Raw genomic sequence first — 22,880 nt, 5'->3', positions numbered from 1 at the left:
GATCGGCCATGTGGCAGCGAACTAAAATCGTGGTTCTGGCGCTGGGGCTGTTGTTAAGCCATCAGGTTTTCGCTGGAAGCGCATGGGAGAGTTACAAGGCGCGGTTTTTGATGCCGGATGGTCGCATCATTGATACCGGCAACAACAGCGTGAGCCATACCGAGGGGCAGGGCTTCGCCATGATGATGGCGGTGCGCAACAACGATCGCGCGGGTTTTGACAAAATCTGGAGCTGGACCAAAAAGAATCTGCAAAACCCACAGACGGGCCTGTTCTACTGGCGCTTTAACCCGGTGGCCGCCGATCCGGTTATGGATAAAAACAATGCCACCGACGGCGATACCTTTATCGCCTGGGCGCTGTTAAAGGCGGGCACCCAGTGGAATGACAGCAATTACCTGAACGCGTCGGACGCCATCACCAAAGAGCTGGTGGCCCGCAATGTGATCAGCTTTGCCGGTTACCGCGTGATGCTGCCTGGCGCGAAAGGCTTTAACCTCAACAGCCATGTGAATCTCAACCCCTCCTATTTTATCTTCCCGGCCTGGGAGGATTTCGCGAAGCGCAGCCATCTGACGGTGTGGCGTGATTTGATCAATGACGGGCAGAAGCTGCTGGTGAAAATGCGCTTCGGCAACACGCAGCTCCCGGCGGACTGGGTTTCACTGTACGCCGACGGGCGCGTAACCCCGGCCAAAGAGTGGCCGGCGCGCTTCAGCTACGATGCGATCCGCGTGCCGCTCTACGTGAAGTGGTATCAGCCAACCAGCCCGCTGATGGCGCCCTATACCGCCTACTGGGGACGTTTTTCCCGTACCCAGACGCCAGCCTGGGTGAACATCACCACCAACGATCCGGCGCCCTATATGATGGACGGCGGCCTGCTGGCGGTGCGTGACCTGGCGATGGGGCAACTCCCGGCGGGCGAGCCGCAGATCACGGCTCAGGAGGATTACTATTCTGCGAGTCTGAAGATGCTGGTGTCGCTGGCAAGGTAAGTTTTACCTTCCTAAGGTGAGATTCTGGAAAGCGCCTCGCAAGAATGACTTGCGGTGGTGCTTTTTGTTTTGTGTGGGGGAGAGCAGGGCGTAGAGTCTCCTCGTTGCGGTGAAACCTGCAACCGGGCGTAGGAACCCGCTTTAGTACAAGGTGACCCAGATTCACGATCTGGTGTCCTGCCAGCGCGTATCCCGATATGATTACAGTGGCGCTGGCGGAGCAGCCGAAAGGCTGGCCGATCCCCTTGTACGTCGGCATTCCTACCTCCGTCAGCGTCACCCCCCGAGCGTAGGAACTCTGGTGGTGATCTTATTTCTCGTACAAGGAGGATGCCTTATGGCTACGATCCCAACCCTGACTTACCCCGAATCTGACGAAAGCGTTATCCGCCACTTGCTCACCTCGCCCCTGCCTGCCTCTGCTGACCTGTTTGAGGTCACGGATCGTTGCGCGGCTCTGGTAACAGTTCTGCTTGAAACTAAAGAAATTACCGCGCGTCTGGCGTTATGCGAACGGCTGTCGCACGTGCTCACCCGACTGGCGCAACTGTGTGATGAAGATTTACCCCCACACCTTATTGCCCAGCTCACCGTTGATGAGCTGCCGGATTCCGCCATGCCGGACTGCTGGCAGGATACCTGTTTGATGGTGGGATATCTGCGTTCGCTGAATCAGGCGTTACTGGGGAATATGCTGCCGGGCGCAGTCGCGGAGGATCTGACCGGGCTGCTGCACGATCTGGTGTATATCTTGCGGGATTATGTGAGGGAGCCGTACCGGACGCACTGAGAGCGTGCTAGAAGCTACTTATTAGTGTTAGCGTAAAAAAAAGCCACTCACTGGAGTGGCTTAATTCTTTGATTTTAAAGCCAAAATCTGGTGGCCCCTGCTGGACTTGAACCAGCGACCAAGCGATTATGAGTCGCCTGCTCTAACCACTGAGCTAAGGGGCCGTGGCGGAGGATTATAAAGTAACTGCTCGCTGCAATCCAGCCATACGCACCTGCCTGCTGTTTTTATAAACAACGCATTTTCAATCTTTTATACTTAAAGCCTGAATCAATAAGCAGGAGTAATAATGATCAGCGATATCCTGGCGCCAGGCCTGCGGGTGGTGTTCTGCGGCATCAATCCGGGCAAGTCTTCCGCCCATACTGGTTTTCACTTTGCGCATCCCGGTAATCGCTTCTGGAAAGTGATTTACCAGGCCGGGTTTACCGATAAGTTACTCAAGCCGGAAGAGGAGCAGCAGCTGCTGGATACCCGCTGCGGCATCACCATGCTGGTGGAGCGGCCCACGGTGCAGGCGAGTGAGGTAAACCTGCATGAGCTACGCAGCGGCGGGCGCGAGTTGGTTAAAAAGATGGAGGACTATCAGCCCGCGGCGCTGGCGGTCCTCGGCAAGCAGGCGTATGAGCAGGCTTTTAGCCAGCGTGGGGTGCAGTGGGGAAAGCAGAAGATCACCATCGGCGTAACGCAGGTGTGGGTGCTGCCCAATCCGAGCGGCCTGAACCGGGCAACGCTGGAGAAGCTGGTGGAGGCGTACCGGGAGCTGGACGAGGCGCTGGTCGTGCGGGGGCTTTAAGCTCTGAAGCGTCAGCCATAAAAAAAGCTCCCCGTAGGGAGCTTTTTTACATCAGGACGAATTAGTCGTCCAGGAAGCTACGCAGCACTTCAGAGCGGCTCGGGTGGCGCAGTTTACGCAGCGCCTTCGCTTCGATCTGACGGATACGTTCGCGGGTAACGTCGAACTGTTTACCCACCTCTTCCAGCGTGTGGTCGGTGTTCATATCGATACCGAAACGCATACGCAGGACTTTCGCTTCACGGGCGGTCAGGCCAGCCAGTACGTCGTGGGTGGCGGCACGCAGGCTCTCGGTGGTGGCAGAGTCTAGCGGCAGCTCGAGGGTGGTATCCTCGATGAAATCACCCAGATGCGAATCTTCATCATCACCGATTGGTGTTTCCATGGAGATTGGCTCTTTAGCGATTTTCAGCACCTTACGGATCTTGTCTTCCGGCATCAGCATGCGCTCGGCCAGCTCTTCCGGCGTGGGCTCGCGGCCCATCTCCTGCAGCATCTGGCGGGAGATACGGTTGAGCTTGTTGATGGTCTCAATCATATGCACCGGAATACGGATGGTGCGCGCCTGATCCGCGATAGAGCGGGTGATCGCCTGACGGATCCACCAGGTTGCGTAGGTGGAGAACTTATAACCACGACGGTATTCGAACTTATCAACCGCTTTCATCAGACCGATGTTGCCTTCCTGAATCAGATCCAGGAACTGCAGACCGCGGTTGGTGTACTTCTTGGCGATAGAGATAACCAGACGCAAGTTCGCCTCAACCATCTCTTTCTTCGCACGGCGGGCTTTCGCTTCACCGATGGACATACGACGGTTGATGTCTTTTACCTGCTCGATGGTCAGGCCGGTCTCTTCTTCAATCTGCTGCAGTTTCTGCAGGCCACGATGTACCTCTTCAGTCACGTCGCGCAGTTTTTCAGACCACGGCTTGTTCATCGCGATAGCGGCGTTGAACCAGGTCTCGCTGGTTTCGTTGCCGGTGAAGAGGGTGATGAAGTTCTTCTTCGGCATTTTGCACTGTTCAACGCACACCTTCATGATGATGCGTTCCTGGGTACGTACGCGATCCATCATCACGCGCATGCTGTTTACCAGGTAATCGAACTGTTTTGGCACCAGACGGAACTGTTTGAACACTTCAGAGAGCTTCAGGATCTCTTCCTGAGCGGCTGCGTGGCTGCGGCCTTTCGCTTTGATCGTGTCGCGGGTAACGACATACTGCGCGCGCAGTTCAGCGAACTTCTCGCGAGCCAGTTCAGGGTCGATGCTGTTGTCATCATCGCTGCTGTCGTCATCGCCATCTTCGTCGTCTTCGTCTTCGTCATCATCCATCTCTTCCTGAGAGAGTTCAGAACCGACGTGCGTCGCCGTTGGGGCCATGTCTTCTTCCGCGTTCGGATCGACAAAACCGGTGATCAGATCGGAGAGGCGGGCTTCTTCTGCCTCAACGCGATCGTACTGCTCTAGCAGATAGGTGATCGCTTCCGGGTATTCGGCAACGGAACACTGCACCTGGTTGATCCCGTCTTCGATACGTTTAGCGATGTCAATTTCGCCTTCGCGGGTCAACAGTTCAACGGTACCCATTTCGCGCATGTACATGCGAACCGGGTCGGTGGTGCGGCCGATTTCAGATTCAACGCTCGACAGAACCTGTGCAGCAGCTTCCTCTGCATCTTCGTCAGTGTTGTTTGAGTTTTCAGCAAGTAACAGATCATCGGCATCAGGGGCTTCTTCCATCACCTGAATACCCATGTCGTTGATCATTTGGATGATGTCTTCGATCTGATCGGAGTCGACGATATCTTCCGGCAGATGGTCATTGACCTCGGCATAGGTCAGATAGCCTTGCTCCTTACCACGTTGGACAAGAAGTTTCAGCTGTGACTGCGGGTTTTGCTCCATAAGACGGTATCCACACTTATTCGTTTGATTGGTGTCGGCGATACGGCTGCCAACCTTTAAAGCGAGGGCGTACTTGTATTTTTGCCGCTGCCTCTCAGTGCGGCTGTCGGGATCTACCCGATCGATATTCGGCACTTAAGCCGTTAAATACTTTTGTCTTTCTGTTATTTCTTTGCCAGCTCCTGGCTAATCATCCAGAGCTCCCGGCGTTCTTCGCTGCTTAAACCGTGTGTGCGCTCGCGAGCAATCAACTCTTCCTGGCGCAGTTCAAGCATCGAATCAAACATATGGTTGAGCGAGTCGGTGAAGGTCTCTTCAGCAATCTCTTTATCTGCTATATCGTCCCACATCGACAGTTTTTCAAGGGTTGCGGAGGCTTTTGTTCCGCGATAGTGCTCTAAAAGTTGCCCGGTGGTCAGACCTGGCTGTGACAAACAAGTGTTGACCAGTTCTGCAAATAAGCCAAGTCCGGGCAGCTTTTCGTGGTCTAAACCCGCCAGAGAAGGCACGCGTGGGGCCAGCTCCGGGTTTTGCACCAACAGTCCTATCAGTATACGCATGGTTGTGCGTTTTAGCTGAGGCGCGGGGCGAACCGCTCCGCTTTCAGCCAGTTTTGGCATTAAGCGTTCAAGCTGGCTGTCATCCAGGATGCCAAGTTTCTTGCCCAGCTCCTGGCGCAGATAGATGCGCAACGTTTCGCCCGGCACCTGAGTAATCAGCGGTAACGCCAGCGTGCTCAGCTGGGCGCGGCCATCCGGGGTGCTCAAATCTACCTGCGGCATCAGGCTGTTAAACAGAAACGTGGAGAGCGGCTGAGCCTGCTCCATCCGCGCTTCAAATGCCGCTTTGCCCTCTTTACGCACCAGCGTATCCGGGTCTTCGCCGTCGGGCAGGAACATAAAGCGCAACTGGCGCCCGTCGGTCATATAAGGCAGCGCCGTTTCCAGCGCGCGCCAGGCGGCTTCGCGTCCGGCCCGGTCACCGTCGTAACAGCAGACGACCGTGTTGGTCACCCGGAACAGCAGCTGGATATGGTCGGCAGTGGTAGAGGTACCCAACGACGCCACGGCATAGTTAATGTCGAACTGCGCCAGCGCCACCACATCCATATAGCCTTCGACCACCAGCAGCCGCTGCGGTTCAGCGTTATTCTGCTGGGCTTCATACAGGCCATACAGCTGGCGGCCTTTATGGAAAATATCGGTTTCCGGGGAGTTGAGGTATTTCGGCAGGGCATCGCCCAGCACGCGGCCACCAAAACCAATTACCCGGCCACGCTTGTCGCGAATAGGGAACATCACCCGTTCGCGGAAGCGGTCATAGCTACGTCCCTGGTCGTTAGTGACCAGCATGCCCGCGTCGATGAGTGATTTACGATCTTCGCTATTGCCGCCAAAACGCTTCAACACGTTATCCCAGCCGGGCGGGGCGTAACCAATAGCGAAACGCGCAATAACATCGTCGCTCAGTCCGCGCTTGTTCAGATACTGACGCGCAGGCTCAGCAGCAGGTTGCTTGAGAGACTGTTGGTAAAACGAATTCAGGCCATCCATCAGCTGATACAGCGTTTGTCGTTGATGACGCTCTATCTGGCTGGGGCCACTGCCTGCTTCATAAGGCACTTCAAGATTGTGCATGGCAGCCAGCTCTTCGACGGTTTCAACGAACTCGAGCTTGTCGTAGTTCATCAAAAAGTCGACGGCGTTGCCGTGCGCGCCACAGCCGAAGCAGTGGTAGAACTGCTTTTCACCGTTTACGGTGAAAGAGGGGGTTTTTTCGTTATGGAATGGACAGCACGCGTGATAGTTCTTGCCCTGCTTCTTCAGCTTTACCCGCGCGTCGATGAGATCGACAATGTCGGTTCTTGCCAGCAGATCGTTGATAAATACGCGTGGAATTCGTCCAGCCATAGGCCCCAGAAATTTTTAGGAACGTATAAACGAAAACAAGCCGCGCATTCCTTCCGGAAGCACGGCCTTACGACTACTACTCTGTCTGACGACTGAGGACGTGCGTCCTCAATAGATTAGTACAGACGAGTACGGCGTGCGTTTTCGCGAGCCAGTTTCTTCGCGTGACGTTTCACAGCAGAAGCTTTAGCGCGCTTACGTTCGGTCGTTGGTTTTTCATAGAACTCACGACGACGAACTTCAGCCAGAACACCTGCTTTCTCGCATGAACGCTTGAAGCGACGCAGTGCTACGTCGAACGGCTCGTTTTCACGTACTTTAATTACCGGCATGTAACTCTCACCTTTATAAATTCGGTTTGCCGCTGGCATCAACGCCAGCTTATTTCAAAATGGTGCGGAATTTTACTGCAATTGCTGCTGCTTTGTAAAGCACCGCGGCCGTTTTTGAAAGGGGACTTTTATAAGGGTGAGGAGTATACACGAAGTGAACTCCAGGGGTGAGGAAAGTTTTACATCAACCCGCCCAGGCTCTACACTGCGCGGTATCTGAGTGAGGTAAAACAAGTCATGCGTGTACTGGGTATTGAAACATCCTGCGATGAAACCGGCATCGCGATCTACGACGATGAAAAAGGGCTGGTCGCCAACCAATTGTATAGTCAGGTAAAATTGCATGCCGACTACGGTGGCGTCGTGCCAGAACTGGCCTCCCGCGACCATGTGCGTAAAACCGTGCCCCTGATCCAGGCGGCGCTGAAAGAGGCTGGCTTTACGGCAAAAGATATTGACGCTGTGGCCTACACGGCGGGTCCGGGTCTGGTGGGGGCGCTGCTGGTGGGCGCCACTATCGGACGTTCGCTGGCGTTCGCGTGGGATGTTCCGGCTATCGCGGTTCACCATATGGAAGGGCATCTGCTGGCGCCGATGCTGGAAGAGAATCCCCCTGAATTTCCGTTTGTGGCGCTGCTGGTTTCCGGCGGTCATACGCAATTGATCAGCGTCACCGGTATTGGCCAGTACGAACTGCTGGGCGAGTCCATTGACGATGCGGCGGGTGAAGCGTTCGACAAAACCGCCAAGCTGCTGGGGCTCGATTACCCTGGCGGCCCGATGCTGTCGAAAATGGCCTCGCAGGGCACCGAAGGGCGCTTTGTCTTCCCGCGGCCAATGACCGACCGTCCGGGTCTGGATTTCAGCTTCTCCGGCCTGAAGACCTTTGCCGCCAATACCATCCGGAATAATGACGACGACGAGCAGACACGCGCCGACATCGCCCGCGCCTTTGAAGATGCGGTGGTGGATACCTTAATGATCAAGTGCAAACGCGCGCTGGATCAGACCGGCTTTAAGCGCCTGGTGATGGCGGGGGGCGTTAGCGCCAACCGCACGCTGCGCGCGAAGCTCGCTGAGATGATGCAAAAACGCCGCGGTGAAGTCTTCTATGCCCGCCCGGAATTTTGTACCGATAACGGGGCGATGATCGCCTATGCCGGTATGGTGCGTCTGAAATCGAACGCCACGGCGGATCTCAGCGTCTCCGTGCGCCCGCGCTGGCCACTGTCCGAACTGCCTGCGGCCTGATCTTTCACCCGGCCCGGATGTTAAAAGGTAATATCAAACATCCGGGTGCGGGCCAGCAGGCAGTAAAGCTGGCAGTCATTTTTCACCCGCAGCTTCTCCATCGCCCGAATTTTATGCGCGCTCACGGTCTTAATGCTCAGGTGCATGCGACGCGAGATATCCGTCAGGCTCCCTCCTTTACAAAGTAAACGCAGCACGTCCACTTCTCTGGCGGAGAGTGTCTCCGCGGCCGGCTTTTCACCGGGGAAGAGCAGCTCCAGCAGCGCCGGTTCGACGTAGACGTCGTCATTCATTAAGCAGGTGAGCGCGTCGCGAAGGGTTTTCGCGTTTATATTGTGGCTAACGTACCCCTTTGCTCCTGTCTCAATGGCCAGGCGGAGAAGCTGCGGATTCTTGTAGCGGGCCAGCAGAAGTATTTTGAGCCCCGGAAAACGCTGGCGCAGGCCTTTTACCAGCGCCAGCCCCTCCATACGGCTTAGCGGATCGGCGCTGTGGGCGCCGTTAAGCGTGTAGCCCAGCAGCAGGATATCGGGAAGCTCTCGGGTCAGCGTTTTCAGCAGATCGGATGTCGACTCCGTTTCATCGTTGATTGCAATCGCTGCGCCAGCGCTATTCATGTCGTCGATCATCGCCCGGACGCCCCGGCGAATCAGCGGGTGCTCATCGGCAATGGTTAAATTTAATCGCATCGTAATTCTCCAGCATTGAACGCTGAGACGATAACGGCCAGCGTATTTATAAAACCAATTTTAACCCCCGCGAGAGCGTATTAATTATCCTTTGGAAGATATTTTTAATATTAGAAATGTCTTGCGCTATGGCGGCTGGTATTATTCGCCTGAGTGCCTGTCGTTTTCGCGTTATGCATATTATTTTGGTTATTTTTACTCTGCGTTGCGGTTGACATTTTCGCGTTCAAAAAAGATCGGGAAACTAATACACGTAGAGACAGTTCTTATTTATTCGAAGAAGGCTCTTATTGGCTGGACGATGATTTTCTTTCATTGTGAAAAAAGGGATTTCACATAAATAAATGTCATTAAGGAACGTTGGCAAAAATGAAAAAAAGAATTTTATCGTTACTGATCTGTGCGATCGTCTCCAGCACCGCCTGGGCCGATACCGTACCTCAGGCCACCCTGGCGGAGGAGGGCGTTGCCTACGATGCGATCATTGTTAAGCTGAAACCATCGACAGACACGGGCGTCCAGCCTTCGCTGACCCTGAGCGACCCTTCACTGGCAGCCACCGCCATGTATCCCGCCGATAAAAATACCACCGAAATGGCGGCGATAAATAAGCGCTACGGCTTCGATCGCTATTTGCGTATTAATCTGCCGGGCGATAAGAACCAGGATAAGAACTACATCAACAGCATTATTAGCGAGCTGGAACATAATCAAAATATTGAAGCGGTCTATCCGGAATCACTTCCCGTTTCGCTGGAAGAGGAGCAGGGAGAGAACAGCGCCGTCAGACCTGGCTTAAGAGCATCCAGCGGCAGCCTCGGTGCGGTTTCAGTGCCAGATTTTCGCCATCTCCAGGATTATTTAAAAGCGCCGGATGAAAAGCGCGCGGGCTATTTTATGGGCGGGGTTAACCGCGACAGTGTCAACCTTTATAAAGGCAATGAGGGTGAAGATATTACCCTTGTCTCTTCAGAAAACTGCGCCTGGAACCCGCAACATGTCAATTTACCGCCCATCGCGTTCAGCCAGGGCAGCGCCACCAGCACCAGTGCCACCTGCTCTGAGCGGGAACATGGTACAGCCTCCATGGGTATTCTGGCCGGGCGGGATATCGGGGCCGGGGTGCGCGGGCTGAGCTGGAAGAGCAAGGTGGGCTATGCCGGTTGGCCTTCAAGCAATCTGTATAAGCTGATCCCTCAGCTCAAAGCCGGGGACGTGGTGTCGCTGAACATGCAGACCTACGGCGGTGAAGTGGCCGGTACCTGTCAAAAAAACTGCTACATACCGATTGAAAACGATCAGAGCTACTTCAATGTTATCAAAGCCCTGACTGACAAAGGGGTGTTTGTCGTCACCGCCGCAGGCAACGGCAATATCAACCTGGATGCGCCGGGCTTTAACGGCAAGTGGGATACCAACGTTCGCGATTCCGGGGCGATTATCGTCGGCGCGCTTTGTGCCAAAGATGGTAAACGCGCCCACTTCAGTACTTACGGCAAGCGCGTCACCAGCTCCTCCTGGGGCTGCAACGATGTCACCACCACCGGTTACGGCCCGCTTTATAACGCCCCTAACGCCAACTATACCAGCAGCTTCAACGGCACCTCATCCGCAACGCCCATCGTGGCGGGCGTGGTGGCCAGCCTGTCAGGGATCGCCAAAGCGCATGGGATCACCGTGACGCCGCTACAGATGCGTCAAATCCTCCAGGAGACCGGAACACCGGCCGCCAGCGGCACCGGGCAGACCATCGGCACCCAGCCGGATATGGCGCGGGCGGCGGCCAAAATATTGGCCCTGAAGGATGGGGGCGATACCCTGCCGGCGCCGACGGCAGCAGCGGGCGCGGATTACAGCATGGAGTCACCCACGTCGGGGGTGAAAACCTGGCCGCTGGACGGCAGCCAAAGCCTCAATGCAAAATCGTATAACTGGAGCGTGACCAAAGGCGCTGGCACCTTCTTTGTGCAGCAGAACCTGAACGGTACCCTGAGCAGCAGCGTGAACAGCGCCCATGCCTACGCGGTGATCCCGGCGAATACCGAGGGCGATGCGGTCTTTACCCTGACCACCACCGGCGCGGACGGTCGCACAGCGCAGGACAGCATGACTATTAAGGTCAGCAAGCCGGCCATCCCGGCGCAGGAAGAGACCCCGGCCCAGGACGAGACTCCGGCCCAGGACGAGACCCCGGCCCAGGACGAGACCCCGGCCCAGGATGAAACTCCGGCCCAGGATGAAACCCCGGCCCAGGACGAAACCCCGGCCCAGGATGAAACCCCGGCCAAAGAGATCGTTCCGGCCTATAACCCAAAAATTGCCTATCCGGTGAAATGCACCAAAGTGTCCCACAACGGTAAAATCTGGTTTAACCAGTGGTACGTCAACCCGGGCCAGGAAGAGCCGGGCAAAGGCTTCAGCAGTTGGGGCGTATGGCGTGAAGAGGGGGCGTCGAACAACACCTGTAAATGATCGGCAAGCCTGGCGTCACGCCAGGCTTTTTTTAGACCTTCAGCATGCCTTTCTCTTCCAGAAACGCGATGATGTTTGCCAGCCCGTCACCCGCTTTCAGGTTAGTAAAGGTCCACGGACGCTCGCCGCGCATGCGGTTGGTGTCGCGCTCCATCACCTCCAGCGAGGCCCCCACGTAAGGGGCGAGATCGGTTTTATTGATCACCAGAAAATCGGATTTGGTGATCCCCGGCCCGCCCTTGCGCGGGATCTTCTCCCCTTCCGCCACGTCGATCACGTAGATCGTCAGATCCGCCAGCTCCGGGCTGAAGGTGGCGCTCAGGTTGTCGCCGCCGCTCTCGACAAAGATCAGATCCAGGTTGCCGAACTTCTCGCTCAGGGCTTCTACCGCCGCCAGGTTCATCGAGGCATCTTCACGAATGGCGGTGTGCGGACAGCCGCCGGTCTCCACCCCAACAATGCGCTCCGGCTCCAGCGCGCCCGCCTCGGTGAGGATGCGCTGATCCTCTTTGGTGTAGATATCGTTGGTGACGACGGCCAGGTGATAGGTGTCGCGCATCGCTTTACACAGCGCTTCCAGCAGGGCGGTTTTACCCGACCCCACCGGGCCGCCCACGCCCACGCGCAGGGGGTGTTTGTACTCAGACATAGAGACTCCTCAGGAACGGAATAATCGTGAATATTGGGTTTCGTGGCGCGCCGAGGCGATGGCCGACAGCGGCGTGGCGGCGCCCAGTTCGTCATCGCAAAGCAACAGCGCCTGCGCCAGCCCGTCGGTAAAGCGATCGCAGAGTTCGATGATCAACAGCTGGGCCGCCTGCTGCCCAAAGGGCACCAGCTTGACGCCCGCCATTACCGCGCTCTCGATCCAGCTGTAGCCAAGACTCAGCGCCATCTCGCGCAGGCCGATGCCCCAGTGCACACCGAGCCACGCCATACCGCATAGCTGGCTTTGCGGGAACAGCGCCAGCCAGTCAGGTGGGCAATCCGCCTCCCAGCTTTTGATCAGCCGGGTAAACGCCGCCCCGCGGTTGCGCTCCTCTTCCCGCAACTCGCGGGACTCCCGGCAGGCCAGCAGGTACGCCGTCCAGTGCGCGGCGCTCGCCAGATCCTGCTGTTCACAGGCGTGGTAGAGGCGGGAAAAGAGCGGCAGATCGACGCGGAAAAAGCTTTGCTCCATCTGCTGACACTGCCAGGCTTTGAATGCCGCCGGGGTAGTGACCCAGCCCGCTTCCACCGCCCACTCCAGCCCCTGCGACCAGGTAAAAGAGCCCACCGGCAGACTGCTGCTGGCGAGTTGCATCAGGCGCAACCACTGGCGGGACGGCTCCATCAGCTCATCAGCGCCAGCAGGGCAGAGGCGATCAGCCCGCCGCCGAGGGTTTTACGCAGCCCGTCGTGACGGCGCAGCAGCAGGCCTGCCGCAAAGCTTGCGCACAGCACCGCGGCGCTGGCGAGCATAAAGCCGCTGGTAAACAGCCAGAAGCTGTGGCCTGCCATCTCCACCCCGTGCGCCCAGCCGTGGAACATCGCCAGCGCGGGCACCGCCAGCAGCAGGCGGTTTTCGGTTTTGAACATCATGGCACCACACACCGCCAGCGAGGCGATAATCAGCATCTCCATGCCGCTAAAGCCCCCCAGCAGGCTGCCTGCAATCGCCCCGGTGAGCATCATGCCGAGAGTGGCAAAGGGCATCAGCAGCCTGCGGCCGCTCAGGGCGGCGAGCACGCCTGCGCCGGTCAACATCAGCAGATGATCAAGCCCGGTCAGGGGATGGAAAAAGCCCGCCTGAAAACTGTCGCTGCCGTGTCCCGGATGGGCCAGCGCGGGCAGGGAGAAGGCCAGCAGAAGCAGGGGTAACAACTTACGCATAATTAATCCTTAATGTGAATGAGCGTGAGAGTGGGAGTGCCCTTCGCTGGCATAAGCGCCCGCTTCCGGTTCAAAGGGCAGGGTGGCGAAAGTGACGTCCAGGCCCAACAGGTGCAGCATTTCATCCAGCACGTGATCGTGGTGATAGCGCAATTCGCCGGGCATGACCTGCAGCGGAACGTGGCGGTTGCCCAGGTGATAACAGGCGCGGGCCAGCAGGAACGGGTCCGCGCAGTGCACCACCGACAGCGGCTCGGGGGCGGCAATGACCTCCACCACTTCATGACCATCGTCACTGGCAAGCAGGTCGCCGCCCCGCAGCAACAGACCGCGGGGCAACATCAGCCCGGCGTCACGGCCATCGTTAAGCACTACGCGGGCGCGGCTCTTTACCCGCACATCAATGGGCAGCGTGACGTGTGCGGTAACGGGATGGGGATGATCAAGGCGTTGGGTTAAGGTGATCATGAGTCCTCCTCAGAACAGGAAATAGCGTTGCGCCATCGGCAGAACCTCTCCCGGTGCGCTGGTAATCAGCTCCCCGTCAATGCGCACCTCATAGGTTTGCGCATCGACGGTAATGTTCGGCTGCAGGCCGTTGTGGATCATGTCGGCCTTCTTCACCGTCCGGCAGCCTTTGACTACCGCAGTGGCGCTCTGCAGGTTCAGCTGCTGCGAAATGTTGTTATCGGCGGCAGCCTGCGAGAGAAAGGTCAGACGGGTGGCGTGGCGGGCGGCGCCCAGCACGCCAAACATGGGCCGGTAATGCACCGGCTGCGGCGTGGGGATCGAGGCGTTGATGTCCCCCATCGGCGCGCAGGCGATCATCCCGCCTTTGACGATGGTGGCTGGCTTGACGCCAAAGAAGGCGGGGGACCAGACCACCAGGTCCGCCAGTTTCCCTGCCTCAACCGACCCGACCTCATGGGCGATGCCGTGGGTCAGCGCCGGGTTGATGGTGTACTTGGCGATATAGCGCTTCACCCGCAGGTTATCGTTATCGCCCGACTCCTCCGCCAGCGGGCCGCGCTGCACCTTCATGCGGTGCGCCACCTGCCAGGTGCGGATGATCACTTCTCCCACCCGGCCCATCGCCTGTGAATCGGACGAGGTGAGCGAGAAGGCGCCAATATCGTGCAGCACATCTTCTGCCGCAATGGTCTCCCGGCGAATACGCGATTCGGCAAAGGCCACATCCTCGGCGATATCCGGGTCGAGGTGGTGGCAGACCATCAGCATGTCCAGGTGTTCGTCGATGGTATTCACCGTGTAGGGCAGCGTGGGGTTGGTAGAGGAGGGCAGAATGTTGGGATGCGCGCAGGCGGTGATGATATCCGGCGCATGGCCGCCGCCCGCCCCTTCGGTGTGGAAGGTGTGGATGGTGCGCCCGGCGATGGCCGCCAGGGTGTCCTCGACAAACCCGCCCTCGTTAAGGGTGTCGCTGTGCAGCGCCACCTGGATATCCATCTCATCCGCCACCGTCAGGGCGCAGTCGATCGCCGCAGGGGTGGAACCCCAGTCCTCATGAATTTTCAGGCCAATCGCACCCGCGGCAACCTGCTCGCGCAGGGCATCCGGGTTGGAGCCGTTGCCTTTACCCAGCAGGCCGACATTCACCGGCAGCGTGTCGACCGCCTGCAACATGCGGGCGATATACCACGGCCCCGGCGTGCAGGTGGTGGCGTTGGTGCCTGCGGCAGGGCCGGTACCGCCGCCAATCATGGTGGTGACCCCGGAGACCAGCGCCTCTTCCGCCTGCTGCGGGCAGATCCAGTGAATATGGGTATCGACCCCGCCTGCGGTGACGATCTTCCCTTCGGCGGCGATCACCTCTGTGGCGGCGCCAATGGGGATCGTCACGCCGGGCTGAATGTCCGGGTTACCCGCTTTGCCGATGGCGAAGATCCTGCCATCCTTCACGCCGATATCCGCTTTGACGATCCCCCAGTGATCGACGATCAGCGCGTTGGTCAGCACCAGATCCACGCAGTCCTGCGCCAGCATCTGCCCCTGGCCCATGCCGTCGCGGATCACTTTTCCGCCGCCAAATTTGACCTCTTCGCCGTAGATTGTCAGATCGTTTTCCACCTCGATCCAGAGCTCGGTATCGGCGAGACGGACTTTATCCCCGGTGGTGGGGCCGAACATGTCGGCATATGCCTGACGTGAAATCTCAGCCATGGTTGACCTCACCCATCACCTCGCCACGAAAGCCCACAATACGCTGCGCGCCTGCCACAGCCACCAGCGTCACGGCGCGCTTCTGCCCCGGTTCAAAGCGCACGGCGGTACCGGCGGCAATGTTCAGCCGGTAGCCTCGGGTCGCCTCACGATCGAACTTAAGCGCCGGGTTTACCTCAAAAAAGTGGTAGTGGGATCCGACCTGGATCGGGCGGTCGCCGTGGTTCTCGACGATCACCGTCCGGGTATCGCGATCCGCGTTAATGACGATCTGGCCGGGTTGTATCTGATATTCCCCTGGGATCATGTTGCCCCCTTACAGGATCGGATTGTGAACGGTGACGAGCTTGGAGCCGTCCGGGAAGGTGGCCTCCACCTGGATGTCCGGGATCATCTCCGGTACGCCCTCCATCACCTGGGCGCGGGTCAGGACATGGCGGCCCGCTTCCATTAATTCCGCAACCGTCTGCCCATCGCGCGCCCCTTCCATAATGAAGGCGCTGATCAGGGCCACCGATTCCGGGTAATTGAGTTTTACGCCACGGGCGAGACGACGCTCGGCGACCAGCGCGGCGGTAAACAGCAACAGCTTGTCTTTTTCTCTGGGGGTCAGTTCCATCGTGCTTCTCTCAGGTGTGCCAGATTCGGGGCGAACAGGGGGCTTTGGCGGTAAGTTGCGGACGCAGGCGCTGCCAGATCTCACGCATCGCCTGCTGGCAAATCAGGTTGTCGTGCGCGAGGAAGCGCACCGACAGCAGGCCGTCGGTGAGGGTCGCGCCAGCGAAATGCTCCAGCGGTGCCAGGGCTTCGCGGGCCTCCTCCAGCTGTGTTTCGCTCGCCGGGTAAAACAGCAGGGTGCCGATCCACGGATGTTCCGCCACGGGGGTCAGATCGCCGTCGGCCAGGTGCTGGCGCTCGATTAACAGCGGCTCACCCTCAAGCCAGACTTCGAGACGGCTCTCAATACGACCGTGGCTGAAGGGCTCATTAATCACCGGGCGGCCCAGGCAAAACAGCTCCCAGGCCAGCAGCGTACTGCTGCGCTGCAGATGGAACACCGAGCGCAGGGCGGCCTGTGCCCCGGGAAAGAAAAGGGTGTCCTGCGGCAGCCACTCCAGCGTTGCGTTCTCCTCCAGCGTGAAGTGCTGATCCAGCCGCGCCAGGACGCCGTTGCTGCGATAGAACTTGCTGGCGCCGGGCATGGTGATCAGCGCGTGGCTATGGGCCGCAAGATGAACGGTAATCGCCAGCTCATCCCCGCCGACAATCCCGCCTGGGGGATGCAGCAGATAGAGGTGGCAGGTTTCACCTTCGGGATAAAAGGGGCGCTGCACGGTGAGTGGCCCGACGTGGCGGGCAGAGTGGAGGAGGGTTTTCTCAGGCGAGTAGGAAAAGTGCAGGGCAAGGGATGCCTGCCAGCCTTTTACTGTTTTTTCATGCGCCTGAGTTGCTGACATGCTTTATCCATCTGCTCGCCGTCGGGTTTTTTTAGTATGCCCTGGCGGAAATGAAGGCTGTCATATGAGTCGCTTATGGATGGGGGCGGTTATCAGCGGGGATGAAGTATTTTGGGGCAGCGGTGGAAGGGTTCCGTTCACTATGGCTTTTCTGCTTTATGGGTATCCCGCTGCGGTGAACGTGCAAAGGGGGCTTGCCGCCGCCCCCTTTGCAATCCCCGCGGCCCCGCGACGAAATCGGTGCTTCGCACTACGCTCACCTTACGACCTGCTGCCTGCGGTCGGCTCAACTCGACATCCTGTCTCGATTCGCCTCTGGCCGCCATCCCTGGCGTCCAGCCCTTGTCATCCGGTCTCCGGTTCGCCGATTTCAGCGGGGACTCAACACCCGTGCCACATTCAGGCGGCTGAGGAGGTTGAGGAGTTGCCTGGTCCGGCTGAAAATCGCCGAAGCGTTGACCGCAGGCCGGGGCGAGGCGCAGGGATGCGCCGAGAGGGCGTGACCTACATGGATGTAGGATCACGCCCGACCCGAAAGCCGAAGGGAATAAGCTGAGGGGACCGCGAAGCGGCGATTTTCTTTGCCGGGAGCCGGGATTGTTAAGGGGGCGGCGGCAGCCCCCTTAACACGTTCACCGCAGAGAGGCAGTCAGAAAGCAGAGGACCAGGAGTGAACGGAACGATTCCACTCAAGCTATATAAAACCCTACCAGGCGAGAATAACCCTACCGCGTCTCTTTCTTCTTCCGCTTCAACCGCGCCCAGATCTTCGTCTCCTGACGCCGCCACAACCGCTGAATATTGTCATGGTGACGCAACAGGATCAGACAAGAGAGCATCGACACCGGAAAGGTAAACTGCGGCTTAAACCACCAGACATAAAATGGCGCAATCAGCGCGCTCACAATGGCGCCAAGCGAAGAGTAGCCGCTCAGCAACACGCTGAGCAGCCAGGTGCCGGCCATCACGCCGGTCAGATCCCAGCCAATGGGGGCAATGGCGCCAAACGCGGTGGCGACGCCTTTTCCACCTTTAAAACCAAAGAAAACCGGCCAGATATGGCCCAGACAGGCGGCAATGGCAATCAGCCCCAGCCAGAACGGCGTGACGCCCAGTGCATACGCGCCCCAGACGGGAAGCATTCCTTTCAGAACGTCAAAAATCAGAACCGCTACGGCTGCTCCTTTGCCGCCAATTCGTAGTACATTGGTCGCTCCCGGATTCCCGGAGCCGCTCTCGCGTGGGTCAGGCAACCCGGCGATACGGCAGACCAGAATGGCGCTGGAAATTGAGCCGCAAAGGTAGGCGAGGAGGATCATTCCAGGCGCGATTGCACTCATAACGCTGTTCCGTTTTGAAAATGTCGTTTTGTACTTAGCATCTGTGGATAATACGCATAATTCGCCGGGAGTGGTATCCGGTTTAGCCAAAAACCAGGCAGGTCGTGATGGATATAGTATTTATAGAGCAACTTTCGGTAATCACCACTATCGGGGTGTATGACTGGGAGCAGACCATCGAGCAGAAACTCGTGTTCGATATCGAAATGGGCTGGGATAACCTCGCCGCGGCAAAAAGCGACGATGTGAACGACTGTCTGAGCTATGCCGACGTGAGTGACGCGGTCATCAGTCACGTGGAAGGCCAGCGTTTTGCGCTGGTGGAGCGTGTGGCGGAAGAAGTCGCGGAGCTGCTGCTCAGCCGCTTCAACTCCCCATGGGTGCGTATCAAAGTCAGCAAGCCGGGGGCGGTTGCGCGGGCGGCCAATGTCGGGGTCATTATCGAACGTAGCCAAAATCTGAAAGGAAACATTTAAAGGTATAATAGTTAAACCAATTCCTGTTAAATCAGTCTTAGAGCTGTTCCTTTTACGGTTACCCCCTGGGTAGCCCTTTTTTCTGTCTTTTAGGGGTTAATTGATGAGCGATATGCACTCCCTGCTGGTGGCAGCAATACTGGGTGTGGTCGAAGGATTGACAGAGTTTTTGCCGGTTTCCAGTACAGGCCATATGATCATTGTCGGCCATCTGCTGGGGTTCGAAGGCGAAACGGCGAAAACCTTTGAGGTAGTGATCCAGTTAGGATCCATTCTGGCGGTGGTGGTGATGTTCTGGCGTCGCCTGTTCGGCCTGATTGGCATCCACTTTGGTCATCCGCCGCATGAAGGCACAGGTAAAGGGCGTTTAACGCTGCTGCACATTCTGCTCGGGATGATTCCGGCGGTAGTGCTGGGTCTGTTACTCCACGACACCATCAAGTCGCTGTTTAACCCGATTAACGTCATGTATGCCCTGGTGGTCGGCGGTATCCTGCTAATTGCCGCCGAGCTGCTGAAGCCGAAAGAGCCCCGCGCGCCGGGTCTGGACGACATGACCTACCGTCAGGCGTTTATGATTGGCTGCTTCCAGTGTCTGGCACTGTGGCCGGGCTTCTCTCGCTCCGGGGCGACGATTTCAGGCGGGATGCTGATGGGCGTGAGCCGCTATGCGGCCTCTGAGTTCTCATTCCTGCTGGCGGTGCCGATGATGATGGGCGCCACCGCGCTCGATCTCTACAAGAGCTATCACTTCCTGACCGCGGGCGACATCCCGATGTTTGCCGTGGGCTTTGTCACCGCCTTTATCGTGGCGCTGATCGCCATCAAAACCTTCCTGCAACTGATCAAGCACATCTCGTTTATCCCGTTCGCCATCTATCGCTTTATCGTGGCGGCCGCGGTATACGTGGTCTTCTTCTGATTGCCCGCCCTCAGTCTTTCGGCTGAGGGCAATGCTGTTCCTTCCAGGCTGCGACGGCCCGGATCCGCCGTTTCGTTAACTCTTCCCGGATTTCTGCTCCTTTAAATCCAGCTTCGACGACCGCTTTTGTCGGCACCGCTTTCGCCACCTCCCAGGCTTCACGCAGCAACCGCCCCTGCGGATAATCGTTGGCTTCAAACCCGGTACGCCCGCGCACGTCGGCTTCGCTGGTTAAGGCGATCTGCTCCACGCGCTGCGGTTTGCGCCAGGCGTCAATACTGTCGAACAGCTTGATGATGGTGGCCGGTTTAAGGATCGGGAAGGTGTGGATCAGGTCGTGGAACTCGGCAACCAGCTTCGCCAGATCGCGGATCTCGTTAGGGACCCGCATCCGCTGGCAGACCCGTTCAACCAGCCGCACACCCGCCGGACCGTGGCCGTGGTGGCGCGGCCAGAGTTCGGGCGGCGTTAACCCCTTCCCGAGGTCGTGACAGAGCGTGGCAAAGCGGACGTCTACCTCCGGGCTCAGCATCGCCGCCATGCTCAGGGTCATCAGGGTATGGATGCCGGTATCGATTTCCGGGTGCCACTTCGCCGGGGCCGGCACGCCAAACAGGGCGTCCACTTCCGGGAACAGTACCTTCAGCGCCCCGCATTCGCGCAGCACCTGGAAGTAAACCTGTGGATTACGTGTGGTGAGCGCATTCTCGGTCTCTTTCCACACGCGTTCGGGGGTAAGGTGTTCCAGCTCGCCCGCTCTGGTCATGGCGGCCATCAGCGCCATCGTTTCATCGGCGATGCGAAAACTCAGGTGGGCATAGCGGGCAGCAAAACGCGCCACGCGCAGCACGCGGAGCGGATCTTCAGAGAAGGCGGGGGAAACATGGCGCAGAATGCGGTTTCGCAGATCCGACTGGCCGCCATAGGCATCAATGATATGGCCGTTTTCATCCTGGGCGAGGGCGTTAATGGTCAGATCGCGGCGCTGCAAATCCTCTTCAAGGGTGACGTCCGGGGCGGCATGACAGGTGAAGCCAGTATAACCGACGCCGGATTTGCGCTCGGTACGCGCCAGCGCGTACTCCTGGCGGCTTTGCGGATGCAGGAAGACAGGAAAATCGCGGCCTACCTGCTGGTAGCCCGCATCAAGCATCTCCTGAGGTGTGGCGCCTACCACCACCCAGTCTTTATCTTTGACCGGCAGACCTAACAACGCATCACGAACCGCACCACCGACCAGATAAATCTTCACGCCACACTCTCCCGTATTAAAAATGGCAATAATACGTAAGTGTGGCAGAGATAGCGATTTAGTTCATCCAGCGGTCTTTACGCTTACGGCTCGGTACCAGATGCGGCAGCACCAGACCCAGCAGCAGACCCATACCCAGCACGCCGCCGCCATACATAAACCACTGCATAATAATGGTGCGCTGTTTGTCATCCAGCTGCAGGTTGGCTGCGCTCACCTTTTTCTGGGCGACGATCAGCTCGTTCTTCAGCTTCTGGTTTTCGTCTTTGAGACCGTTGATCACCCCGTCGCTCTGCGCCACTTTCTGCTGCATTTCAGCCGTGCGCTGGTTCCAGGTGGCGTCGATATTGGTCAGTTTGTCGGTCAGGGTTTTGACCTGGTTTTCCAGATCCGGCACGCGGGTGCGCAGGCTTGGGCTGGTGCTAAGCTCTTTCAACGGGATCCAGGCGGTACGGCCGCTGCTGTCGCGCACCTGGCCATAGTTAGAGTCGGCATTGCTCTGTAACAGCACCACTTCCTCGCCGGCATTAATCGTACCCACGAGGCGATAATTGTCACCCGGACCACTACGTACCCAGGTATTCAGTTCGTCAGAAACGTAGCGTTTCTCTTCAGCGTGAACCGCTGTTGCGGCGCTAAAAGCAAGTAATGTCAGTCCGATTAGGCGTAATTTAAGCATCAGGCAGTCGTTATTTTCGTAAAAAGTGGAACGATAGTAGTGGTAACGGCTTCTCCACGCAAAGGATTCGTCAGCATTCGGAATCCTCCGTGTAGGGTTTGCCACTTTAACAAACTTTACGCCCGTCAAATTGCTCATTGCGTGGCAATCTGGCGCAAAATACTATCTACTGACAAAAAAGTGGCGAGTAAGTTCGCCTAAATTTACCCCGCAGTGCTGCAATCAAAAGAACAAGGCCATGGCTCAGGAAATCGAATTAAAGTTTATCGTTGAAAATGAGAGCGTCGACGCGCTGAAAAACCATCTGCACCAGCTGACAGCTGAACATCACGAGCCGGTGCAACTGCTCAACATCTATTACGAAACTCAGGACCTGTGGCTGCGTCGCCATGACAGGGGGCTGCGCATCCGCGGCGTTGATGGCCGCTACGAGATGACCATGAAAATTGGTGGTCGCGTGGTGGGCGGTCTGCATCAGCGCCCGGAATACAACATTGATATTGACCAGCCTGCGCTGGATCTGGCGCGCTTCCCGGCGGAAGTGTGGCCGGAAGGCCAACTCCCCGAGGGCCTGGAAGAGAGCGCCAGCCCGCTGTTCAGCACCGATTTCTGGCGCGAAAAGTGGCTGGTGAACGAAGGTAAAAGCCGCATTGAAATCGCCCTCGACCGGGGTGAGGTAAAAGCGGGCGAGTTCCAGGAGCCGATCTGCGAGCTGGAGCTTGAGCTGCTGGAAGGCCACGCCGATGACGTGCTGAAGCTGGCGCGTAAGCTGGTGACCCAGAGCGGTCTGCGTCAGGGAAGCCTGAGCAAGGCGGCCCGCGGCTATCATCTGGCCCAGGGCAATGCCCCGCGCACCCTGAAACCGCTGGAGATTATGCGCGTCGCGCCGAAATCCTCCATCGAGCAGGGATTTGAAGCCTCGCTGGAGCTGGCCCTGAGCCAGTGGCAGTATCACGAGGAGCTGTGGGTCCGCGGCGTGAAAGGGGCGAAAGCCGAGGTGCTGGCGGCAATGGCGCTGGTACGTCACAGCCTGACGCTGTTCGGCGGCATTGTGCCACGTAAAGCGAGTGCTCACTTACGCGATCTGCTGACCCAGACCGAAACCCTGATGGCGTCGGATGTCTCTGCCGAGACGGCGGTCTACAGCCCGCAAACCGCCACCGCGAAACTGGCGCTGACCGAGTTTCTGGTGACGCGCGGCTGGCGCACCTTCCTCGACGCGAAGGCGCAGAGCAAAATGGCGGATAACTTTAAGCGCTTCGCCGATATTCACCTCTCCCGTCACGCCGCTGAACTGAAAACCACCTTCGCCCATCCGCTGGGGGATCAGTATGGCGATCAGCTGATTCGTCTGGCGCGCAACATCGACAGTATGCTGCTGCTGGCAGGGGCCTATGACGGCCCGGTGGCCCGCGCCTGGCTGGAAAACTGGCAAGGTCTGCTGCATGCCATTAAGACGCGCCAGCACATTGAAATTGAGCATTTCCGCAACGAAGCCATTTCGCAGGAGCCATTCTGGCTGCACAGCGGAAAACGTTAACGCAGGCAAGGAAC

The 22,880-nt window shown here is 57.9% G+C and carries 23 protein-coding genes and 1 tRNA gene; 8 read left to right on the top strand and 16 right to left on the bottom strand.

The annotated features are described in order from the left end of the window. The first annotated feature begins 8 nt into the window (after nucleotides 1-8). Nucleotides 9-998, top strand: a complete 990-nt coding sequence (locus GNG29_RS19745; RefSeq protein ID WP_103177087.1) for a glycosyl hydrolase family 8 — start codon at nucleotides 9-11, stop codon at nucleotides 996-998. 337 nt (nucleotides 999-1,335) lie between these two features. Then, nucleotides 1,336-1,788: a hypothetical protein gene (locus tag GNG29_RS19735; RefSeq protein WP_156655244.1), complete on the top strand. Its 453-nt coding sequence runs from the start codon at nucleotides 1,336-1,338 to the stop codon at nucleotides 1,786-1,788. 88 nt (nucleotides 1,789-1,876) lie between these two features. Here GNG29_RS19735 and GNG29_RS19730 read toward each other — a convergent pair. Then, nucleotides 1,877-1,952 (bottom strand) — tRNA-Ile (locus GNG29_RS19730). A 125-nt stretch (nucleotides 1,953-2,077) separates the two neighbouring features. Between GNG29_RS19730 and mug the strand changes: the two genes are divergently transcribed. Further along, nucleotides 2,078-2,584 carry a G/U mismatch-specific DNA glycosylase gene (gene mug, locus GNG29_RS19725; protein WP_103177016.1) on the top strand — a complete coding sequence of 169 codons (507 nt, stop codon included), beginning with the start codon at nucleotides 2,078-2,080 and terminating at the stop codon, nucleotides 2,582-2,584. Nucleotides 2,585-2,645: 61 nt separating this feature from the next. Here mug and rpoD read toward each other — a convergent pair whose 3' ends face one another. The 3 genes from rpoD to rpsU all read right to left on the bottom strand — a co-directional run bounded on the left by rpoD (nucleotide 2,646) and on the right by rpsU (nucleotide 6,735). Then, nucleotides 2,646-4,535 carry an RNA polymerase sigma factor RpoD gene (rpoD, locus tag GNG29_RS19720; protein WP_255410825.1) on the bottom strand — a complete coding sequence of 630 codons (1,890 nt, stop codon included), beginning with the start codon at nucleotides 4,533-4,535 and terminating at the stop codon, nucleotides 2,646-2,648. A gap of 122 nt (nucleotides 4,536-4,657) precedes the next feature. Continuing rightward, a complete protein-coding gene (gene dnaG / locus GNG29_RS19715) occupies nucleotides 4,658-6,403 on the bottom strand; it encodes a DNA primase (protein WP_103177014.1) in 1,746 nt (581 codons plus the stop codon). A gap of 116 nt (nucleotides 6,404-6,519) precedes the next feature. Next, nucleotides 6,520-6,735 (bottom strand): 30S ribosomal protein S21, encoded by a 216-nt coding sequence (gene rpsU / locus GNG29_RS19710; RefSeq protein ID WP_001144069.1) that lies wholly within the window; start codon nucleotides 6,733-6,735, stop codon nucleotides 6,520-6,522. A 237-nt stretch (nucleotides 6,736-6,972) separates the two neighbouring features. Here rpsU and tsaD point away from each other — a divergent pair, with 237 nt between their 5' ends. After that, nucleotides 6,973-7,986: a tRNA (adenosine(37)-N6)-threonylcarbamoyltransferase complex transferase subunit TsaD gene (tsaD, locus tag GNG29_RS19705; RefSeq protein ID WP_103177013.1), complete on the top strand. Its 1,014-nt coding sequence runs from the start codon at nucleotides 6,973-6,975 to the stop codon at nucleotides 7,984-7,986. 20 nt (nucleotides 7,987-8,006) lie between these two features. Here the strand turns inward: tsaD and GNG29_RS19700 are convergent, their stop codons facing one another. Then, complete coding sequence (locus GNG29_RS19700; RefSeq protein WP_103177012.1) at nucleotides 8,007-8,675, bottom strand: response regulator transcription factor; 669 nt, start codon at nucleotides 8,673-8,675, stop codon at nucleotides 8,007-8,009. 369 nt (nucleotides 8,676-9,044) lie between these two features. Between GNG29_RS19700 and GNG29_RS19695 the strand changes: the two genes are divergently transcribed. Next, entirely contained in the window at nucleotides 9,045-11,147 is a 2,103-nt protein-coding gene (locus tag GNG29_RS19695) for a S8 family serine peptidase (protein WP_156655243.1), read from the top strand. A gap of 31 nt (nucleotides 11,148-11,178) precedes the next feature. On the opposite strand, the gene ureG is transcribed toward GNG29_RS19695, so the two are convergent. The 9 genes from ureG to plsY all read right to left on the bottom strand — a co-directional run bounded on the left by ureG (nucleotide 11,179) and on the right by plsY (nucleotide 17,997). Then, on the bottom strand, nucleotides 11,179-11,796 hold the full coding sequence (ureG, locus tag GNG29_RS19690; protein WP_103177010.1) for an urease accessory protein UreG: 618 nt from the start codon (nucleotides 11,794-11,796) through the stop codon (nucleotides 11,179-11,181). 9 nt (nucleotides 11,797-11,805) lie between these two features. After that, nucleotides 11,806-12,480 (bottom strand): urease accessory protein UreF, encoded by a 675-nt coding sequence (locus GNG29_RS19685; RefSeq protein ID WP_156655242.1) that lies wholly within the window; start codon nucleotides 12,478-12,480, stop codon nucleotides 11,806-11,808. After that, complete coding sequence (locus GNG29_RS19680) at nucleotides 12,480-13,019, bottom strand: HupE/UreJ family protein (RefSeq protein WP_103177008.1); 540 nt, start codon at nucleotides 13,017-13,019, stop codon at nucleotides 12,480-12,482. The genes GNG29_RS19685 and GNG29_RS19680 overlap by 1 nt, the downstream gene beginning before the upstream one ends. 9 nt (nucleotides 13,020-13,028) lie before the next feature. Beyond that, entirely contained in the window at nucleotides 13,029-13,487 is a 459-nt protein-coding gene (ureE, locus tag GNG29_RS19675) for an urease accessory protein UreE (RefSeq protein WP_103177007.1), read from the bottom strand. Nucleotides 13,488-13,496: 9 nt separating this feature from the next. Next, nucleotides 13,497-15,200, bottom strand: a complete 1,704-nt coding sequence (gene ureC, locus GNG29_RS19670) for an urease subunit alpha (protein ID WP_156655241.1) — start codon at nucleotides 15,198-15,200, stop codon at nucleotides 13,497-13,499. Then, complete coding sequence (locus GNG29_RS19665; protein ID WP_103177005.1) at nucleotides 15,193-15,507, bottom strand: urease subunit beta; 315 nt, start codon at nucleotides 15,505-15,507, stop codon at nucleotides 15,193-15,195. Before GNG29_RS19665 ends, ureC begins: the two co-directional genes overlap by 8 nt. 9 nt (nucleotides 15,508-15,516) lie before the next feature. Then, entirely contained in the window at nucleotides 15,517-15,819 is a 303-nt protein-coding gene (locus tag GNG29_RS19660) for an urease subunit gamma (RefSeq protein ID WP_039031754.1), read from the bottom strand. A gap of 10 nt (nucleotides 15,820-15,829) precedes the next feature. Next, complete coding sequence (locus tag GNG29_RS19655) at nucleotides 15,830-16,657, bottom strand: urease accessory protein UreD (RefSeq protein WP_103177004.1); 828 nt, start codon at nucleotides 16,655-16,657, stop codon at nucleotides 15,830-15,832. 725 nt (nucleotides 16,658-17,382) lie between these two features. Continuing rightward, nucleotides 17,383-17,997: a glycerol-3-phosphate 1-O-acyltransferase PlsY gene (gene plsY, locus GNG29_RS19650; RefSeq protein WP_103177003.1), complete on the bottom strand. Its 615-nt coding sequence runs from the start codon at nucleotides 17,995-17,997 to the stop codon at nucleotides 17,383-17,385. A gap of 107 nt (nucleotides 17,998-18,104) precedes the next feature. Between plsY and folB the strand changes: the two genes are divergently transcribed. Together folB and bacA are read left to right on the top strand one after the other, a co-directional pair. Next, the gene (folB, locus tag GNG29_RS19645) at nucleotides 18,105-18,473 is read left to right on the top strand and encodes a bifunctional dihydroneopterin aldolase/7,8-dihydroneopterin epimerase (protein WP_103177002.1); all 369 of its coding nucleotides are present in this window, start codon (nucleotides 18,105-18,107) and stop codon (nucleotides 18,471-18,473) included. A 103-nt stretch (nucleotides 18,474-18,576) separates the two neighbouring features. After that, the gene (gene bacA / locus GNG29_RS19640) at nucleotides 18,577-19,395 is read left to right on the top strand and encodes an undecaprenyl-diphosphate phosphatase (protein WP_103177001.1); all 819 of its coding nucleotides are present in this window, start codon (nucleotides 18,577-18,579) and stop codon (nucleotides 19,393-19,395) included. 10 nt (nucleotides 19,396-19,405) lie between these two features. Here the strand turns inward: bacA and GNG29_RS19635 are convergent, their stop codons facing one another. Further along, nucleotides 19,406-20,647: a multifunctional CCA addition/repair protein gene (locus GNG29_RS19635; RefSeq protein ID WP_103177000.1), complete on the bottom strand. Its 1,242-nt coding sequence runs from the start codon at nucleotides 20,645-20,647 to the stop codon at nucleotides 19,406-19,408. Between the two features lie 58 nt (nucleotides 20,648-20,705). Beyond that, nucleotides 20,706-21,326, bottom strand: coding sequence for a TIGR04211 family SH3 domain-containing protein (locus tag GNG29_RS19630; protein WP_103176999.1), 621 nt, complete (start codon nucleotides 21,324-21,326; stop codon nucleotides 20,706-20,708). A 238-nt stretch (nucleotides 21,327-21,564) separates the two neighbouring features. Here GNG29_RS19630 and GNG29_RS19625 point away from each other — a divergent pair, with 238 nt between their 5' ends. Next, nucleotides 21,565-22,866 (top strand): inorganic triphosphatase, encoded by a 1,302-nt coding sequence (locus GNG29_RS19625; RefSeq protein WP_156655240.1) that lies wholly within the window; start codon nucleotides 21,565-21,567, stop codon nucleotides 22,864-22,866. Nucleotides 22,867-22,880: the final 14 nt, after the last annotated feature.

The organism is Leclercia sp. Colony189, assembly GCF_009740165.1.
GTDB lineage: Bacteria > Pseudomonadota > Gammaproteobacteria > Enterobacterales > Enterobacteriaceae > Enterobacter.
The sequence above is the reverse complement of the archived record's forward strand: the minus strand, read 5'-3'. Positions and strand labels throughout refer to the sequence as shown.